Below are 18254 nucleotides of genomic sequence, written 5' to 3'. Positions count from 1 at the left end.
AACTATGAGTTACTTAACAGAATCGGTGACGTTTACAGTTCCCCTGACATCTGATGCGTATCAGCTTGCTAAACATTATAGCCAGGGACAGAAAGACCTTCAGAAAATTCAACAAATCCGTCTCAATACTTTGGCAGTATATGCGGTAAATTTCTACTGTAACTGTCTAGAAATAGAGACAGAATTAGACAACAGTTACAATTGGAATCCAGGTTCAAGGACGCTGATGAATGTGGCTGAGTTACAAATAAAAGATGTCGGGAAGTTAGAATGTCTTCCTGTATTACCTGATGCCAAAGTATGTTATGTACCACCAGAGGTTTGGGATGACCGGATTGGTTATGTAATGGTGCAAATTGATGAGGAAGCTTGGGAAGCAAAACTGTTAGGGTTTGTCGCAAAAGTGACAAAAGAAGAGTTCTCCCTAAGTCAGTTGGGTTCTTTGGAAGATTTAATTGATAGTCTAGAACCTTTGCCAGTAATATCTGGTCTCAAAAATGCCATTTTGGGATTAGAACAGGGGTTGGTGCGCTTAAATCAATGGTTTGACGACTTTTTTGATGGCGGATGGCAACCTGAAGAGTTGGTATTTGCTGGTGCTGTTCGTTCCGCCCGCAGTGCTGACGAATCAGAAGTTAACGCTGCTAAGGTGATTAGATTAGGGATGCAAATGCCCGAACAGACCGTTACTTTGATTGTTAGGCAGCGAAAACTCTCTGAGCAAGAAATTGATATTCGCCTGCGACTGTATCCGGGAAATGATTCTCTTTATCTGGCAGATGGGGTGAAACTGACTGTACTTAATGAATTTGGTGAACCAATTCCCACCTTGGAAGCTGAAGCAAGAGCAGATAACTGGTTGCAACTCCAGTTTACAGGTTCTCCTGGTGATAAATTCTCTATCAGAGTCACTCTGGCAGCAGATAGCATCACCGAAAACTTTGTCATCTAATTTGCCTGACCTGTGTTCCCCCCCTTGTCACGGGAAAATTATTACACCTATCCAACACCTTCATGGATAAAATTGTTGTCCTCAACTTCGTGGTTGGAGATTTTCAGCAAGGTTTTGCCGTCACCCTTCAAATAGGTCAAGAGGGTGCATTCCTATCAGCGGGAATTTCTGGCGCATTACCTCAATGCCCAGAATTGCCCCAATTTTATAAAAAATGGCAGCAGGCTCATCGCCATGAACTTTCACGGGCAATTAAACCAAAATCTGGAATCACCAACGCTTCCATCAACACAGAACAGGCGGTGGGTGCAGCCGAAGCGTTGCGAAATCAACTTAATACTTGGCTCAATCAATCCCAGGAGTTTCGCCTGATTCGGGAAAGATTGAAAGAAATATTACACCGCGATGACACCATTAGGGTACTGTTGCAAGCACAAAACCCTGAGTTACTACAACTTCCCTGGCATCTATGGGACTTCTTTGAGCGTTACCCCAAGGCTGAATTAGCTTTAAGTCATCCAACTTTTGAAGCACCCGCTACAGTACAAAATATTGCTGAGAGAGAGAAAGTCCGTATCTTAGCTATTTTCGGCAATAGCACCGGGATTGATATCAACACAGACCGCAAATTACTACAAAAAAATTTACCCAATACCGAAATCGTCTTTCTGGTTGAGCCATCTCGCCAAGAATTAAATGATCAACTGTGGGATAATACAGGATGGAGTATTCTGTTTTTTGCTGGGCATGGTGAAACTGAAGGGGACACAGGCAAAATTCATATTAACCCCTCGGAAAGTTTAACCATTCCCGAATTAAACTATGCCGTCACCGCAGCGATACAACGCGGCTTACGCTTGACAATTTTTAACTGTTGTGATGGCTTAGGATTAGCACGGCAGTTGGCGTCTTTGCAGCTTCCGCAAGTGATAGTTATGCGGGAACCAGTCGCCGATCAGGTCGCACAGGACTTTTTAAAGCACTTTCTACGTGGCTTTGCCAGTGGAAAACCTCTGTATCTAGCAGTGCGGCAAGCACGGGAACGTTTGGAGTGGTTAGAAAACCAATTTCCCTATGCCAGTTGGTTGCCTGTTATTTGCCAGAACCCCGCAGAATTACCGCCAAGGTGGATAGATTTGGGGGGTACTCCTCGTTGCCCGTACAAAGGGTTATCTGGTTTCCGAGAAGAAGATAACTCAGTGTTTTTTGGACGGGAAGCTTTCACACAGCGTCTATTAGAGGCGGTGAAAAACAAGCCGATGGTGGGGGTGATTGGACCAAGCGGTAGGGGTAAGTCTTCGGTGGTGTTTGCTGGACTCATTCCCCATCTGCTAGAGGAAAAAGACAAATGGCAAATTGCCCATTTCCGTCCTGGAAAGCGTCCCTTTGATTCCCTAGCTGCGGCACTTCTAAGTGTGCAATCAACCCAGGCAAGTGCAGGCAATGAGGGTGAACCTCAGCCAACCCAAGACGAGCGCCCTTTGGGTGGTTCCCAGATGGAGCATCGCCTCTTGCAAATTCACCAACTGGCAACTCAACTGCGCTCAAGCAAGGATGCCTTAACCCAATTCATCGCCAGGATATCATCAGCCAATCCCAAATCGATTCTGTTAGTGGCAGACCAATTTGAGGAACTCTACACCCTCTGTCCAGATTTTGAAGAACGCGAGAGTTTTCTCGATTGCTTGTTGGGAGGTGTGTACGATGCTCCTTGTTTCAAACTGGTGCTGACGCTGCGGTCTGACTTTTACGGCTATGCTCAATCCTACCGTGCTTTTAATGATGCTTTGCAGGATAATTGTCTGAACCTGGGACCGATGAATCAGCAGGAATTACGGGAAGCGATCGCACATCCTGCATACTCCTATGGTGTGACACTAGAGGCAGGATTGATAGAGCGTATTCTCAATGACGTTGGTCAAAAAATACACAGGGAAGCCCAAAACTCGCAACAAAAGTCACCACCAGACAAACTGCCTTTGCTAGAATTTACCCTGAAACAGCTTTGGACAGAAGCCATAAAAAACAGAACCCGTCAACTGACGAATCAGGCTTACAACGAAATAGGCGGTATCGAAGAAGCTCTGGGAAAATACGCAGAGGAAGTCTACGACCAGATAGTTCAAGAGTATCATCCAAAACAGATCAGGCGAGTTTTCACGCAACTGGTGCGTCCAGGGGAAACAACGGGGACGGAAGATACTCGGCGTCTAGCCACGCGCCAAGAGATAGGAGAAGAAAACTGGGAGTTGGTGACGCGCCTTAACAGTGAGGATATGCGTCTAGTGGTGATTGGTTATGACGAAGCTACAACTGAAGAAACAGTGGAGGTCGTGCATGAAGCTTTGATTCTGGGTTGGGGACGCTTGAAAGAGTGGATGAAGAGCGATCGCACCTTTCGCACTTGGCAGGAGAGGTTACGGGGGGGACTGCGTCAATGGGAGATTAGCAGTAATGATGAGGGTGCTTTGTTGCGTGGTGCATCTTTAGCGGAGGCTGAGGCTTGGCTGCACTTGCGTTTGGAAGAGATAAGTCCACCTGAACGGGTGTTTATTGAGTTGAGTTTGGAATTACGCGATCGCCTGCTGCGAGAAGAGGAAGAACGCAGACAACGAGACCTACAGCAGGAAAGGAAGGCGCGTCAAGCTGCTCAGAGGATGACTAGCGTAGCCATTGCTTCTACAATACTTGTGAGTGGAGCAGCTATTTTTGCCTTTAACCAGTGGCATGAAATCGACAAGCAGTATGCAAACGCCGAAATCTTAGCAGCCAGCACTAGTGCAAGTGGTCTTTTACAACTTGATGGGTTGATAGAAAGCTTAAAGGTCGGGAAAAAACTGCGACAGCAAAAGTCAGGCATAGTAGAACCTAAGACCCGAATGCAGGTAGTTAGCGGGTTGCTACAGGTCTTTTACGGCGTCAAAGAACAGAATCGCCTCTCAGGTCATGGCGCTCCTGTGACAAGTGTTAGTATCAGCTCGGATGGGCAGACCATCGCTTCTGCCAGTGCTGACAAAACCGTGAAACTCTGGAAGCGCGATGGCAGCTTGATCACCACTCTTAAGGCACATAGCGAACCGGTGACGAGTGTCGGTATCAGCTCGGATGGACAGACCATCGCTTCTGCCAGTGCTGACAAAACCGTGAAACTCTGGAAGCCTGATGGTAGCTTGATCACCACCCTCACTGGGCATAATGATCGAGTGATGGGCGTCAGTATCAGCTCGGATGGGCAGACCATCGCTTCTGGCAGTAGGGACAAAACGGTGAAACTCTGGAAGCGCGATGGCGGCTTGCTCACAACTCTTAAGGGACATAGCGAACCGGTGACGAGTGTCGGTATCAGCTCGGATGGGCAGACTATCGCTTCTGCCAGTGCTGACAAAACGGTGAAACTGTGGAAGCGTGATGGTAGCTTGCTCACGACTCTTAAGGGACATAGCGAGCCGATTATGAGTGTCAGCATCAGCCCAGATGGACAGACGATCGCTTCTGCAAGTTTTGACAAAACGGTGAAACTGTGGAAGCGTGATGGTAGCTTGCTCACGACTCTTAAGGGACATAGCGACCCGGTGACGAGTGTCAGTATCAGCCCAGATGGACAGACCATCGCTTCTGCCAGTGCTGACATTACCGTAAAACTCTGGCGACGCGATGGCAGTTTAATTTCCACCCTTACCGGCCATACCCTTCCAGTTATGAGTGTCAGTATCAGCCCGGATGGGCAGACTATCGCTTCTGCCAGTTGGGACAAAACCGTGAAACTCTGGAAGCGAAATGGCAGCTTGATCACCACTCTCACAAAGCATAATGAGCGGGTTACGGACGTCAGTATTAGTCCTGATGGGCAGATCATCGCTTCTGCTAGTTGGGACAAAACCGTGAAACTCTGGAAGGACGATGGCAGTTTGATCACCACCCTCATTGGTCATAGCGGTTGGGTTATGGGCGTCAGTATTAGTCCTGATGGACAGACAATCGCTTCTGCAAGTACTGATAAAACCGTGAAACTGTGGAAGCGTGATGGCAGTTTGATCACCACCCTCATTCGTCATAGTGCCCCAGTTATAAGCGTCAGTATCAGCCCGGATGGGCAGACTATCGCTTCTGCAAGTGCTGATAAAACCGTGAAACTGTGGAAGCGTGATGGTAGCTTAATCACCACCCTGGTTGGGCATAGCGATCAGGTTTCTGGCGTCAGTATCAGCCCGGATGAGCAGACAATCGCTTCTGCAAGCTGGGACAAAACGGTGAAACTGTGGAAGCGTGATGGCAGCTTAATCACCACTCTGGTTGGGCATAGTGATCGAGTTATAGATGTCAGTATTAGTTCGGATGGACAGACCATCGCTTCTGCCAGTGCTGACAAAACGGTGAAACTGTGGAAGCGTAATGGTAGCTTGATCACCACCCTGATTGGCCATAGTGATCGGGTGACAGATGCCAGTATTAGTCCGGATGGACAGACCATCGCTTCTGCCAGTGCTGACAACACCGTGAAATTGTGGAAGCATGATGGCAGCTTGATCACCACCCTTAATGGGCATAGTAGTTCAGTTTATGGCATCAGTTTCACCCCAGATGGGCAGACCATCGCTTCTGCTGGTGGTGACAGAACCGTGATTCTGTGGAATTTGAATCTTGATGATTTGTTAAGGCGCGGTTGCAGTTGGGCGCAGGACTATCTGAAAAACCCTAACAACGGTATGAGTAACGATGACTCGCGACGAGTTTGTGTTGACATAAAACCATTAGCTATTACCAAGTTGGGTCACTAAACAAATTTATTGTCAACTGTTCGCGTCCTGGTGGTACAGCCGTAATGCAAGCACGGATGGTATCTCCATCCTCAACTTCCACACTGCAAGCGTAACACGACCCCATCAAACAACCTGTGGGAATAAACACACCAGCCCGATCTGCTACATCCAGCAGTGGTTCTCCCACTTCGGCATCAACTGTAACATCATCTGGTAGAAAGCGGACGCGAACACTCATGACAACCACCCTCAAGACAAAAACGGTGTTAAGTCTAAATGGCGTTCAACTTCAGTTGCAAGAGAGTCTAAAATTTGCTCTCTTTGTTCCCGGTAATTGGAAACGCCCGTAGGCAAAGATTTTAAACCCCGCTGTTGGCGTAGGCGATTTAACCAAGCACGTCTCCAAGGACCGTTGTCAAAAATACCGTGGAGATAAGTCCCCCAAACTGATAAGCAATTATCCACTAACCCTAAGTTAGCATCGTCAAACAGAGTATGGTATTTCTGGGACTCTGTTGGGGGAATTTCTATACGCGATCGCCCTTGGTGGATTTCAAACCCTATGACAGGCAAGCCCATTTGTGGATAATTTGAGGTGACTTGGCGCTGGCGAGCGATTTTCTGTCCGGTGATCACAGTTTTTATGGGTAATAACCCCAATCCTTGATATCTGCCAGCTTGTCCCTCAATCCCCTCTGGATCGGCTATCATCTGACCTAATATTTGATAGCCACCGCAGATTCCCAAAACTGTACCCCCAGCTGCTGCATAGTGTTGAATTGCTTCTGCCATACCAGTTTTTTGCAGCAGCATCAAATCAGGAATTGTGGTCTTTGTCCCAGGGATAATGACTGCGTCAGGATGTCCTAATTCTTGCTTAGGGCTTAAGTATTTTACCGTAACTGTCGTTTCTGATTCCAGTGGATCAAAGTCGGTAAAGTTAGAAATTCTCGGTAAACGGATGACACTAATGTTGAGTTCAGGGTGTAATTTTTGGACTCTACGTTCCAACAAATCGAGGGAATCCTCAGCAGGATAAACCTGTTCCAAGTAAGGGATAACACCGACAACAGGAATACCAGTGCGTTCTTCCAACCATTTTATTCCCGGTTCTAGGAGCGATCGCTGTCCACGGAACTTGTTAATAACGACACCGCGAATTAAAGCGCGTTCTTCTGGCTCCAGTAACTCTAAGGTTCCCACGACATGGGCAAAAGCACCACCTCTGTCAATATCAACCACGAGGAGAGTTGATGCATTCAAGTATTTCGCCACCCGCATATTGGTCAAATCTCGGTGCTTGAGGTTAATCTCCGCCGGACTACCAGCACCTTCGCAAACCACTAAATCAAATTCTGTGCTCAAATGCTGTAGCGATTCTTCAATTGCCCGCCACCCTAGTTCAAAATATTGTTCGTAGTACTCTACAGCACTCACTTTACCCACAGGTCTACCCTTGATAATAACCTGGGAGGTCATATCTCCTTGGGGTTTGAGTAAAATTGGGTTCATCTCTACCCAAGGGACAACTCCTGCAGCCCAAGCTTGTACCGCCTGCGCGTAGCCAATTTCTCCACCATTGGCGGTAACATAAGCATTTAAAGCCATATTTTGACCTTTGAAGGGAGCCACTCGCCAGCCACGACGCGACAAAATGCGACAGATAGCTGCGGTTAACAGTGATTTCCCTGCGTGGGATGTCGTTCCCACTATCATAATTGCTTTCATAACCAAATATTAGTTTTCCAGCTTGGGTGTGTTAATTCAAAGGGTGAAAGGTGATTCAGTTCGTCATTAGTCAAACATTCTTACACTATGGACTGTATACCTTGACTAGAGACTAAAAAGCCAAGATTTCACCAATTAAATCGGATAGCTATAGTAAAAACTTCATAAATTTAGTTGAAGCTTCCGTATTTATTGTTCCCTTTGATTCCCCATTCTTAACTCTTCTATACCCTTAATTCTAAAAGGGTAGCCTAAACCAACGAATGAACACATTGTATAATTTATCACTTCCTGTAGGAGTACGCCAAGGTTTCCTTTGAAATTGTTCCACTATTTGACGACCAATAGGAGTGAGACGGAAACTATCTGTAATTCCCTGACCATCAACTTCGCGCCGCAAAACCCCCACTTGAATCAGCCACACGAGAGCATTGTCTGCTGCTAATTCCGAAATAGGGCGTTTGGTATAACCATGTTGGACACCAGAAACACCAGTTATTTCACTTAACGCCACCCGACCAGAGCGCATCGTTTCATACAAGCAAAGATTGAAGGGAGAACACACTAAGGCTCGCTCTGCTCGTTCTAGGGTACTGCGAGGATAGGTAAAGGTTTTCTGATTTGGGGAATTAACACTAGGCATTTCGTTGTATTGCAGATACCTTTGTTAGGATAAAGATCTAAATATCAATCTGTTAAGTTTAGCACTTTTAATATAACTTAAGTTATTTTGACCAAGTTAGTACAAGGTTGCACCAGTTTGTAACGATTTTCATCTCAAGGCAATTGCGGCTCGTAGTAAGCACTGCCATCGCGTACTACAAACTTTCATCTGAGTGACTTAATAATGCTACGAATTTGTACAATTGGGGACTTAGAGTTACAAAATTAATTACATATTCATTTCCAACAAGCCATCATGATTTCGCAAGTATGAGGTATTGGTTTCAATGGCACTACCCCTTGTGTCTAATTCGATGAGGAAAAAAAAGAAACCGTCTCTGGTACTGACGCTCTCGTCTGCTGGGTTATTGATTAGTGGAGGTATAGCGACCTACTGGCTGTTAACTCAGGGAAAGCCATCTAAAGAGTTGCTACCAGGTGCAAATATGATTCCCCAAGATGCCCTATTTGCAGTCTCCTTAACTACCAATCCAGGTCAATGGCAGAAATTACGAGAGTTTGGGACAAAAGAAACTCAAAGCTTACTGGATAAAAATTTAGTGCAGTTGCGCGATCGCTTTCTGACTAATAATGGCTATGACTTCCAGAAAGATATCAGTCCTTGGGTTGGTGAGCAAGTGACAATCGCAATTCTTGCCCCAAACGTGAGTAAACCCGCATCAAAGCCCGTTGCTACTGGTAGAGAAGCAACTATCAACGAGCAGTCGATGGTAATGATTCTGCCAGTGAAAAATCCGGAAAGAGCGAAAAGCATCTTGGCGCAACCTAAAGCAGCTAAAGGTGGTAAATGGATTGACCGCACCTACGAGAATATCCCGATCAAAGAAACTGAAGGACAAGTTGAAAAATTCTCAGCAGCCCTACTAGATGGGCGTTTCCTAGTTATTACGGATAATCCAAAAACGACAGAGCGAGCGATTGACGCCTATAAAGGAAAAGCATCCCTAGCCACAACTGCGGGTTTTGCTGAGAATTTTCCAAAAATTGCTAATTACCAACCCTTTGCTCAGTTCTACGTGAATGTACCTTACTCTGCAAAGATAGCCACTGCATCTCCAAACCGTCGTTTACCAGCTCAAGTATTGACTCAACTTCAGAATAACCAAGGTTTAGCAGGGACAATGACTTTGGAATCGCAAGGAATCCGGTTGAAGGGCGTTTCTTGGCTAAATCCCAACACTCAGCGCGTACTAGCAGTGGAAAACAAAGCAGGGAAAATGCAAAACCGCTTGCCAACAGAGACCTTACTCATGCTATCGGGTGGAAACCTACAGCAGTTGTGGGCAGACTATGTTTTAACCTCCCAAGGAAATCCACACTCACCAATGATGCCAGAACAACTGCGAAATGGTGTGAAATCTCTGACAAATCTCGATTTAGATCGGGATTTACTCAGTTGGATGCGAGGAGAGTTTTCTGTCTCAGTGATTCCCAATAGTCCCAAAGAAGGTTTACCAGAAAATTTTCGTGCAGCTTTGGTTTTCATGGTAGAGACAAGCAATCGCACCCGTGCTGAAGCAGCCTTAAAACAGCTCGATGAAGTCATGAAAAATCAATACCAGTTTCAGGTAAAATATACAACAGTTGGTAACAAACCTGTTGTCAACTGGCTGGGACCTTTCGGAACCTTGACAGCCACTCATGGCTGGTTGGATGAAGATGTGGCTTTCTTAGCGGTAGGAGCGCCTGTCACCGATAGAATAGTTCCTAGACCAAATCAGAATCTAGCTGGCGTTTCCGTATTCCAAACAACAGTCCCAAGGGAACCCAATCCTACAAATGGTCAGTTTTTCTTGAATGTGGAACGTACGGTTAAAAATTTTCCGTTGCCGACATTTGTGCCCAATCAACAAACCTTGTTACAAGCAACACGCTCAATTGGGGTGAGTGCTGCTGTCAGCGATAGCCGCAGTACTCGCTACGACATTTTTTTAGGACTTAAAAAAGCTGGAAAACCAGCGCCTTTGCCCAGTCCAGCAAGCAGCCCCGCATTCAGCGCTACTCCTGTCTCTCCTGCACCTGGTGTCTCTCCCACGCCAACGACGACGGCAACTTCATCTCCATTACCCTAACAATTAGGAGTTAGGGAATGAAAGCTTATAACTCCTCACTTTCCTATCACCCATCACCTCCTAAACAGATAGGATCAGAAAAATCAGAATCTATAAATAATTGATTGGAGAAAACATTAACTATGAATCTGGTTGTACTCCAGAACTGGTTGGACAATGCCTCGTTTGCAGCCCTATTCTTGACAATGCTGGTCTATTGGGGCGGGGCGGCTTTTCCGAATCTACCCGCAACGACAGCTATGGGGACGGCTGGAATGGCAATTGCTAATTTGTGCATTGCTACCTTATTAGGGGCAAGATGGCTGGAAGCTGGATATTTTCCTCTAAGTAATTTGTATGAATCTCTATTCTTCTTAACTTGGGGAATAACTACTATTCATCTCATTGCCGAAAATACTAGCCGTAGCCGCTTGGTAGGAGTAGTTACCGCACCTGTAGCTATGGGTATCACCGCTTTTGCTACCCTTACATTGCCATCACAAATGCAAGTTGCAGAACCCTTAGTTCCTGCACTTAAATCCAATTGGCTGATGATGCATGTCAGTGTGATGATGTTGAGTTATGCGGCGTTGATGGTGGGTTCACTACTGGCGATCGCCTTTCTCATTGTCACTCGTGCTCAAGAGATCCAATTACAAGGGAGTTCTGTCGGGACTGGTGGATATCGTAGCAACGGCTACCGCTTGCACAAAGCGGGCGAACCAGTTTCCCAACTTCCCGCAATCGGTGCTGAAAATAACGGAGTCGTTCGTTTTGAAAGCAATAGCAACGGCAAAACCGCTGTTTTGGATCTAGTCACCGCCACTCAGTCTCAAGCCATAGCAACAGCAGAACCCCTTTCACCTCAGCGTCTTAGCCTTGCCGAAACCCTTGATAATATCAGTTATCGCATTATCGGGTTAGGATTTCCCCTGCTGACTATAGGCATCATTGCTGGTGCTGTTTGGGCTAACGAAGCTTGGGGATCTTACTGGAGTTGGGACCCCAAGGAGACTTGGGCGCTGATTACCTGGTTAGTCTTTGCTGCTTATCTTCACGCCCGCATCACTCGCGGTTGGCAAGGGCGTCGTCCTGCAATTTTAGCCGCTAGTGGTTTTGTCGTTGTCTGGATTTGCTACTTGGGGGTTAATTTGTTGGGTAAGGGTTTGCACTCATATGGGTGGTTCTTGTAACTGCCTCACCCCCTACCTGCTCTCCGAAGCGCGGAGAGCAGGTTTTTTTCATACAAGAAGATAAAATACTTTATTGTAATGAGTAATAACTATCCACCCAAACCGGGGACAAGGCGCTTAAGGGCGCGACCTGCAACGTCGCCATAACGCAAATCACCACACAAAATCTTACCCATAATTTGGACAGCAGAGGGACGTTTGACACCAGCTTTGTAACCAATGCCAGGGAAGCGGTAAAATGCCCCAGCCAATTTCTGCGCCCAAGACATATCACTACCCCATTGTTCGGTAATGATCTCAGAGTATTTTTCCAAGGCGTTGATATCGCCACCCAAACCGTGGTCGATGGCAACTGCCGCTTTCATACCGCTAAAAATTGAGGGGCGAATACCTTCTGCTGTAAAGGGGTCAACGACACAAGCAGCTTCTCCAGCTAAAACCGCATTTTCAGTGTGCAGCTTTTGATTGCCGTTCCACAAGCACAAGGCATGACCATACTGCTTGCAGGTTTTTATCTCCAAGCCAAACAAGCTACCATACTCACTCAAAATACTTTTAAAGTCTTGGGCTTGACCGCCGCCAACAAATGTACCAATACCAATGGAATAACCATCCGCCTTGGGGAAGTTCCAGAGATAGCCGTTTTTAACCATGCCAAACTCAAAGTGAGCAATGTGACTATTTTCCACTTTAGCTGCTGCTTCTGCTTCCAAGGCTCCTGCTAAAAGGCGTTTCCGTTCTTTAAAGCCTAGCAATTTTGCCATTGGTCCTTTTGCACCATCAGCAGCGATTAAGTAACGACCTGTAAAAGGTTCGTTGGCTGTATTGACTTGCCAATAGTCACCTTTAAATTCAACGCCTGTCACTTCGGTATTGTCTTTCAGTTCAGCTCCTTGTTTTTGCGCTTGCTGAATGAGGAAATGGTCGAAAACATCGCGCCTAACCATCCAAACTGGTTCCGGAGTTGCTAGTTCTGCTTCCACTGGTTCGCCCATTTTCCAAGTACAGCGAATTGTGTCTGCTTTTGTGGAAATTGCTGGACTAAAGTCAAAGTCAAACCATTGGGCGATCGCTGGCGACACTCCACCCCCACAGGGTTTGTATCTTGGCAGGGATTCTTTTTCCAAAACTAATACTGAGCGCCCCCGCTTGGCTAAATGATATGCGGCTGTTCCACCAGCTGGTCCCGCGCCGACGATAATGCAGTCGTACATATGGCTCTTGTCTTTGCTCCTGAATTTGTTAGCTTTCGAGTTTTTCTTTTTACTCTCTCACTAGACAGTGTGACGACACTTGCATTGATTTTTGTAGTTTGCCATCTTGTTTAAATCTTAATTCTTAATCAACTCAGTTCATCTGTAAATATTAGTATATAAAAACACTGTTTTAATTTATTTTTATTGATTATATCTCTGGTATTACTATCTTTTCTGTTAAAACAATTTATACAATTTTTACTAACTTCAACCTATTTTTTAATGATACAGAACTTGTCTATGTTTTTGTAATTCATACTAAAATAGAACCCATGAGTTAACCGATTACCAATTTTTTCCCAAGGGTTTAGGATTGTTCATAAAGTGTTAGTAAACGTCTCAATGATTGATTTTTTCATTGCCAATTTTGAAGAACCTTATATAGTACTTCGATAATTGTACATTTACACAAGTCGTAAAAAAGAAGGTTTCTACCTCTACAATTTGAGGTAGTGTATGGGTCTTGATAAGCCTCAAAGACTATGAGATGAACTGACGCAATTTCCATTGGACGTAAAGAAGAGGAGACGTAGAACACTGCCAATGATGCTAATAATATGGAGATAAATAGACCCTGTAACGCGGAGAGCCTTTGGTTATGAAATTCTCCGTGTCTAGTGTGTCTCCTTGTCCTCGTGTCCTCTTCACCTTATCCTCATGTCCCCTGATCTTTAAGAACCGAGTCTCCCTGATGAGCTTTTTCCCGTGTTCTTTCTAGACAGTTGTGATGTCTTTTTCTTTTTCTGCCAACAATTCGTCTACTCTGGCAGTGTACTTGTTTGTCAATTTTTGCAATTTGTCTTGCTGATCGCGTGACTCATCCTCAGAGATTTCGGCTGTTTTTTCCAGTTTGCGAATTGTGTCTAAAGCATCGCGGCGGATATTGCGAATAGCAACGCGTCCTTCTTCGGCATACTTGGCGGCGATTTTGACTAATTCTTTACGGCGATCGCTCGTCAAGGGCGGAATGTTGAGCCGAATTAAGGAACCATCGTTACTCGGGGTTAAGCCCACATCCGACATAGAAATTGCCTTTTCAATCAGGTTTAAGCTATTGCGATCGTAAGGCTGAATCAGAATTGTTGTGGAATCTGGCGTACTGATGTTTGCCAGGGATTTTAAGGGCGTTGGCGAACCGTAGTAATCCACCGTGACCTTATCTAATAAACTCGCATTCGCGCGACCAGTGCGAATTGTGTTAAAAGCTCGTTGAGTGGATTCAACGGTCTTTTGCATCGTACTCTCAGCTTCAGCTAATTTCACAAGAACCTCCCACAAGCGTCCCGATGGATTCTCCCATGACTGCCCGGCGGATATTACCCCGCACAGTTAAGTCAAATATAAGGATAGGAATATTATTCTCCTTACACAAGGCTATCGCGGTACTGTCCATTACTCGCAAATCTTTTGCTAAAACGTGCCCGTATGTCAAGCTGTTGTAACGTTTGGCGTCAGGGTATATGTGGGGGTCAGCATCGTAAACGCCGTCTACCTTAGTGGCTTTAAAAATCACTTCAGCTTCAATTTCTGCGGCTCTCAATGCCGCAGTGGTATCAGTGGTGAAGAAGGGATTTCCCGAGCCAGCACCAAAAATAACCACCCGCCCTTTTTCTAAATGGCGGATGGCACGACGACGAATATAAGGTTCGGCGACTTCTTGCATAGAGATTGCGGTTTGTACCCGCGTCTGTACCCCTATTCGTTCCAGTGAATCTTGTAGTGTCATAGCATTCATTACCGTGGCAATCATCCCGATGTAGTCAGCGGTTGCTCGGTCCATCCCCGCCGACGCCGCCTTGACGCCACGAAAAATATTTCCGCCTCCAACGACAATGGCGATCTGAACACCAGTTGACACCACCTCTGCTACTTCTTCGGCTATTTCCTTGACCACTTGTGGATCAATTCCATAACCCATATTGCCCATGAGGGCTTCACCACTCAGTTTAAGTAAAACCCTTCGGTAATCTGTTCCCATGAAGTTACGTTTGAGCAAAAATTTGTTATTACCTCCAATTTAAGATAGCAATACAGTGGCATTCTGTCTCTATTTTCTCTTTACCAAACAAGTGCCAATTGATTCAGCCCCTTTGGGATGAATTCCTTGCCCTTTCTACAAATAGGCGATTGTACGCTTAAGATAATTCTCCCCCACGGCTTCTGAATTTTGCGGGTGATCAGCCCTCTTCCCTTTGTATTGCAATACACCAGTGCTATCTATCATTTTTAGCACCAAACATCACAGGAGTAGAAGATTGTACCAGCATGAGCGAAAACCCTGTTCACGTGACAACATATACGACTTGCTATCCTGGCATACTCTAGCTGATTATTATTAAGTGCGGCAAAAATAAAAACAGCAATGCCTGCGGTAAGCGGCTGTACATTTAATTCTTGTACTAATCATCAATCTCCCATGACCACCTCTGCTTCCACTCCAGCATTCACCTCAACAAAAACCTGGATTTGGCAAGACTTTCCCATTTGCTACCAAACCCTAGGAACGACTGGACCCGCTGTTATCCTAGTGCATGGCTTTGGAGCCTCATGGTGGCACTGGCGGAAAAATATACCCGTGCTGGCGGAAAACTGCCGTGTTTATGCCATTGATTTGATTGGCTTTGGCAGTTCAGCTAAACCAAAACCAGGTGAGGGGATTGCCTACACGATTGAAACTTGGGGACAGCAAGTGGCAGATTTTTGCCGTGAAGTTGTGGGTGAACCAGCTTTTTTAGTTGCTAACTCCATCGGCTGTATTGTGGTGATGCAGGCGGCGGTGAGTAACCCGGACATAGCTTTAGGAGTTGCGTTGCTCAATTGCTCCTTACGTCTGTTGCATGATCGCAAGCGGGCAACTTTACCCTGGCATCGGCGCTTTGGAGCGCCCCTACTCCAACGTTTGCTATCCGTAAAACCAATTGGCGATTTCTTTTTCAATCAAGTTGCCAAGCCTAAAACAGTGCGGAAAATTCTTCTGCAAGCCTATGCTGATTCTGAAGCAGTCACAGAAGAGTTAGTAGATATACTAACAGCACCAGCACGCGATCCAGGGGCTGTGGCTGTTTTCCTCGCCTTTACCGCTTATTCCCAAGGTCCTTTACCGGAAGACCTTTTACCTCAACTACCTTGTCCGGCGATTATCTTGTGGGGAACAGCAGACCCTTGGGAACCAGTTGAACTAGGTAGAGAGTTGGCAAGTTTTCCGCTAGTACAAAAGTTTATTCCTTTAGAAGGCGTGGGGCATTGTCCCCAAGATGAAGCCCCTGAGCTGGTAAATCCGATTATACAGGACTGGATTTGGGAGCGAACACAATAGAAGGCTGCTATGCAGACTCAACGAGCAAGGCTGAAAACAGCCGCTTAGGAGAACTTAGAACTCAGAAAAACTCCTCTCGATTCTGAGTTCTTTTTTTTATGCTTTTTACTCTTGATGTCTTTACCTATGGTTGAACGGGGTTCTCAAGGATTTCTCTTTGCTGTAACCAGTCCTTACCCACTTGGATACTAATATCAGAGCCAAGATTACCAGTGCTTTCTACCCGCACTTCCCCAAATCCTAAAATATTGCGAATAGATTCGGCACTGCTGCCATCTCCTTGTTGGGCGACAACGTGACTCACTTCTAAGGGTTCTCCCCAGCTCTTGGCGACATACACGTTGGTATAGCCAGATCTTTGTAAAGCTCTAATCAAAGGTCGAAGACTGACATTATCGCTGCCTGTACTGTCTTGAATTGCGATTCGCAAAGAAGCTGGATCTACTTCATGAGGTGTAGAATCTGTTTGCATCTCAAAGTGCTGAGCCATCATGCTATTGATGCGTTCGCTATCTGGTAACCAGTAACTAACATTAAACTCCCCTTTTTGACTAAATCGACCAGGCAGCATCAACATTTGCATATTGGAGCGATTTGTTCGCACTCCAAAACCTGCTAGTGCCAATAACTCTTCAACTGTCAAGTTAGTATCAATGTGTTCTTTAACTACGTTGAGAACTTTGGGCAATTGAGTGAGGGTAGTTGGGTTGAGAGATTGATCCATCAACGCTCGCATGACCATTTGCTGACGCTGGATTCGTCCAATATCCCCATTCTCATCATGTCGGAAGCGTAAAAGTTGCAGCGCCTGCTCACCATTGAGGTGCTGTTTTCCTTTCTTCAAATTAATGTAAAGGTGCTGAGAATCATCTTGGTATTTCATATCCTTGGGTACGTAAACTGTCACTCCACCCAAGGCATCAATGAGTTTACCGACTCCCAGAACGTTAATCCGGATATAGCGGTCAATTCCTACGCCGTCTAAGAGGTTACTAACAGTTTTGGCAGTTAAAGCTGGTCCACCAATAACATTTGCGGAATTAATTTTCTTGAGACCGTGTTCATCTATTTCTGTACGGGTATCTCTGGGAATAGAAAGCATGGCTAATCTTTTCTGCTCTGGAGAGAATCTCATCAAGAGCATGACATCAGCAAGACCATCAAAAGAATTGACTTGAGGTAGGTATCTGAGATTTCTGGCTTCAGTGGAAGAGTTTTTGACATCAGGCGGAAGTACGCTCATTCCCATTATTAAGATATTCACAGGGCGAGTTAATTCTGAGAATCGTAGTCCACTCCCGGAAATGCGATCGCTATCAAACACCGCCGCTTCATCTGCACTTAAAGAAGCTTGCATTAAAGGCGTACTTGTTAAAGAAACTGCCAACAGCGCCCCTGCGGTCGCTGACACCATTGCAATACCGCTCATACCTACCCAAAACCACAACCAACGTCCAGATTTATGGTTGTGCGAATTTTTATCACTTGAGTTGTTAACGTTTGCGGAATGGTTTTCTTGCGCCGAAGCTCTTTGAATGGTCACTGACTTCCTCACACTTAACTGAATAAAATCCGGAAAATCTTCTGCTATAGAAACAGATAAATCAACCTATAATAGCTAACTCCTAGATTATCAGTGGTAAATTTCCACTAAGAGTGTTTACCAAAACACTTATTGCAGTATTTCTCCTATTTTTTGGCAAATCCGGAGAGGTTTTATTGAAGTATGGCAACATGAAAAGAGATTTGGCTAGAGTTGTTAAGAAGAAAATGCGTATTTTTTTAGCAAATTAAGTAGAAACACTGGCAGTTGCATTGAGCCTTAGAGACTTAGGACAGGTATTTGCCAAGCACTTTTTCGGCAAAGCGACTAATCCCAGGTAATCGCTTTGATTTGCCTTTAGCGACACGAACAATTAACCAGATACTAACCAAAAAGTACCCAGAAGTGAGAAAGCTATTAAGAATGAGTAGACGCAGTGTGAAAAACTCTGAAGTTGCCGCCCCAGTTGCTAGCAAGAGATAACCCAAAAGCCACGCAAAGACTAAAGTTATTGACAGACGACTAACAGCGAGTTGTTCCCGACTTCCCTGACGGCGGTAGAGAGTCCACATAGAGGGGAAAAAGCCAACGACTGGAATCAGATAGAAAAGCAGCTGTGTAGGAGGAGTGGCTGGGTCTTCACGATGGTGAGAATTGTCAAGGGGTTCAAAATTTTTCATTTGGGTGAGTGCAATCTTAAACAAGAGAGATGAATCACAGTGATGTAGTCAGAGATAATAGGCTTTAAAGAATTCTATAGTTGTATCCGGC

13 protein-coding genes are annotated in these 18254 nt (G+C 45.5%); 5 read left to right on the top strand and 8 right to left on the bottom strand.

Going from position 1 to position 18254, the window contains the following annotated elements; all coding sequences use genetic code 11:
- The first annotated feature begins 4 nt into the window (after positions 1-4).
- Positions 5-952 (top strand): DUF1822 family protein, encoded by a 948-nt coding sequence (locus MAS10914_RS0111575; RefSeq protein ID WP_017316097.1) that lies wholly within the window; start codon positions 5-7, stop codon positions 950-952.
- A 62-nt stretch (positions 953-1014) separates the two neighbouring features.
- On the top strand, positions 1015-5730 hold the full coding sequence (locus tag MAS10914_RS0111570) for an nSTAND1 domain-containing NTPase (protein ID WP_017316096.1): 4716 nt from the start codon (positions 1015-1017) through the stop codon (positions 5728-5730).
- On the opposite strand, the gene MAS10914_RS0111565 is transcribed toward MAS10914_RS0111570, so the two are convergent.
- The 3 genes from MAS10914_RS0111565 to MAS10914_RS0111555 form a co-directional block, all read right to left on the bottom strand.
- Positions 5711-5950 carry a 2Fe-2S iron-sulfur cluster-binding protein gene (locus MAS10914_RS0111565; protein ID WP_017316095.1) on the bottom strand — a complete coding sequence of 80 codons (240 nt, stop codon included), beginning with the start codon at positions 5948-5950 and terminating at the stop codon, positions 5711-5713. The genes MAS10914_RS0111570 and MAS10914_RS0111565 overlap by 20 nt on opposite strands.
- Positions 5951-5961: 11 nt before the next feature.
- Positions 5962-7440, bottom strand: coding sequence for a cobyric acid synthase CobQ (gene cobQ / locus MAS10914_RS0111560; protein WP_017316094.1), 1479 nt, complete (start codon positions 7438-7440; stop codon positions 5962-5964).
- A 238-nt stretch (positions 7441-7678) separates the two neighbouring features.
- Positions 7679-8083 (bottom strand): Npun_F0494 family protein, encoded by a 405-nt coding sequence (locus tag MAS10914_RS0111555; protein WP_017316093.1) that lies wholly within the window; start codon positions 8081-8083, stop codon positions 7679-7681.
- A gap of 307 nt (positions 8084-8390) precedes the next feature.
- Between MAS10914_RS0111555 and MAS10914_RS0111550 the strand changes: the two genes are divergently transcribed.
- Positions 8391-10196, top strand: a complete 1806-nt coding sequence (locus MAS10914_RS0111550; protein WP_017316092.1) for a DUF3352 domain-containing protein — start codon at positions 8391-8393, stop codon at positions 10194-10196.
- 122 nt (positions 10197-10318) lie between these two features.
- Entirely contained in the window at positions 10319-11368 is a 1050-nt protein-coding gene (gene ccsB / locus MAS10914_RS0111545; protein ID WP_017316091.1) for a c-type cytochrome biogenesis protein CcsB, read from the top strand.
- 89 nt (positions 11369-11457) lie between these two features.
- On the opposite strand, the gene MAS10914_RS0111540 is transcribed toward ccsB, so the two are convergent.
- The 3 genes from MAS10914_RS0111540 to pyrH form a co-directional block, all read right to left on the bottom strand.
- The gene (locus tag MAS10914_RS0111540) at positions 11458-12582 is read right to left on the bottom strand and encodes a geranylgeranyl reductase family protein (RefSeq protein ID WP_017316090.1); all 1125 of its coding nucleotides are present in this window, start codon (positions 12580-12582) and stop codon (positions 11458-11460) included.
- A gap of 756 nt (positions 12583-13338) precedes the next feature.
- Positions 13339-13887, bottom strand: coding sequence for a ribosome recycling factor (gene frr / locus MAS10914_RS0111535; RefSeq protein WP_017316089.1), 549 nt, complete (start codon positions 13885-13887; stop codon positions 13339-13341).
- Positions 13874-14602: a UMP kinase gene (pyrH, locus tag MAS10914_RS0111530; protein ID WP_017316088.1), complete on the bottom strand. Its 729-nt coding sequence runs from the start codon at positions 14600-14602 to the stop codon at positions 13874-13876. The genes frr and pyrH overlap by 14 nt, the downstream gene beginning before the upstream one ends.
- Positions 14603-15040: 438 nt before the next feature.
- Here pyrH and MAS10914_RS0111525 point away from each other — a divergent pair, with 438 nt between their 5' ends.
- Positions 15041-15940: an alpha/beta fold hydrolase gene (locus MAS10914_RS0111525; RefSeq protein WP_017316087.1), complete on the top strand. Its 900-nt coding sequence runs from the start codon at positions 15041-15043 to the stop codon at positions 15938-15940.
- 124 nt (positions 15941-16064) lie between these two features.
- Here the strand turns inward: MAS10914_RS0111525 and MAS10914_RS0111520 are convergent, their stop codons facing one another.
- Both MAS10914_RS0111520 and MAS10914_RS0111515 read right to left on the bottom strand, forming a co-directional pair.
- Positions 16065-17483, bottom strand: coding sequence for an LCP family protein (locus MAS10914_RS0111520; protein WP_017316086.1), 1419 nt, complete (start codon positions 17481-17483; stop codon positions 16065-16067).
- Positions 17484-17770: 287 nt separating this feature from the next.
- Positions 17771-18163 carry a hypothetical protein gene (locus MAS10914_RS0111515; RefSeq protein WP_017316085.1) on the bottom strand — a complete coding sequence of 131 codons (393 nt, stop codon included), beginning with the start codon at positions 18161-18163 and terminating at the stop codon, positions 17771-17773.
- Positions 18164-18254 lie beyond the last annotated feature (91 nt).

This window comes from Mastigocladopsis repens PCC 10914 (genome assembly GCF_000315565.1).
GTDB lineage: Bacteria > Cyanobacteriota > Cyanobacteriia > Cyanobacteriales > Nostocaceae > Mastigocladopsis > Mastigocladopsis repens.
Note: the sequence above shows the minus strand (reverse complement) of the source record. Positions and strands in the feature narration are given on the sequence as shown.

Excerpts from the sequence above, each read along its gene's own strand:
- MAS10914_RS0111550 (WP_017316092.1), top strand. The coding sequence starts at position 8,391 with ATGGCACTACCCCTTGTGTCTAATTCGATGAGGAAAAAAAAGAAACCG.
- MAS10914_RS0111565 (WP_017316095.1), bottom strand. The coding sequence starts at position 5,950 with ATGAGTGTTCGCGTCCGCTTTCTACCAGATGATGTTACAGTTGATGCC.
- cobQ (WP_017316094.1), bottom strand. The coding sequence starts at position 7,440 with ATGAAAGCAATTATGATAGTGGGAACGACATCCCACGCAGGGAAATCA.
- MAS10914_RS0111575 (WP_017316097.1), top strand. The coding sequence starts at position 5 with ATGAGTTACTTAACAGAATCGGTGACGTTTACAGTTCCCCTGACATCT.
- MAS10914_RS0111570 (WP_017316096.1), top strand. The coding sequence starts at position 1,015 with ATGGATAAAATTGTTGTCCTCAACTTCGTGGTTGGAGATTTTCAGCAA.
- ccsB (WP_017316091.1), top strand. The coding sequence starts at position 10,319 with ATGAATCTGGTTGTACTCCAGAACTGGTTGGACAATGCCTCGTTTGCA.
- MAS10914_RS0111525 (WP_017316087.1), top strand. The coding sequence starts at position 15,041 with ATGACCACCTCTGCTTCCACTCCAGCATTCACCTCAACAAAAACCTGG.
- pyrH (WP_017316088.1), bottom strand. The coding sequence starts at position 14,602 with ATGGGAACAGATTACCGAAGGGTTTTACTTAAACTGAGTGGTGAAGCC.
- MAS10914_RS0111515 (WP_017316085.1), bottom strand. The coding sequence starts at position 18,163 with ATGAAAAATTTTGAACCCCTTGACAATTCTCACCATCGTGAAGACCCA.
- MAS10914_RS0111540 (WP_017316090.1), bottom strand. The coding sequence starts at position 12,582 with ATGTACGACTGCATTATCGTCGGCGCGGGACCAGCTGGTGGAACAGCC.
- MAS10914_RS0111555 (WP_017316093.1), bottom strand. The coding sequence starts at position 8,083 with ATGCCTAGTGTTAATTCCCCAAATCAGAAAACCTTTACCTATCCTCGC.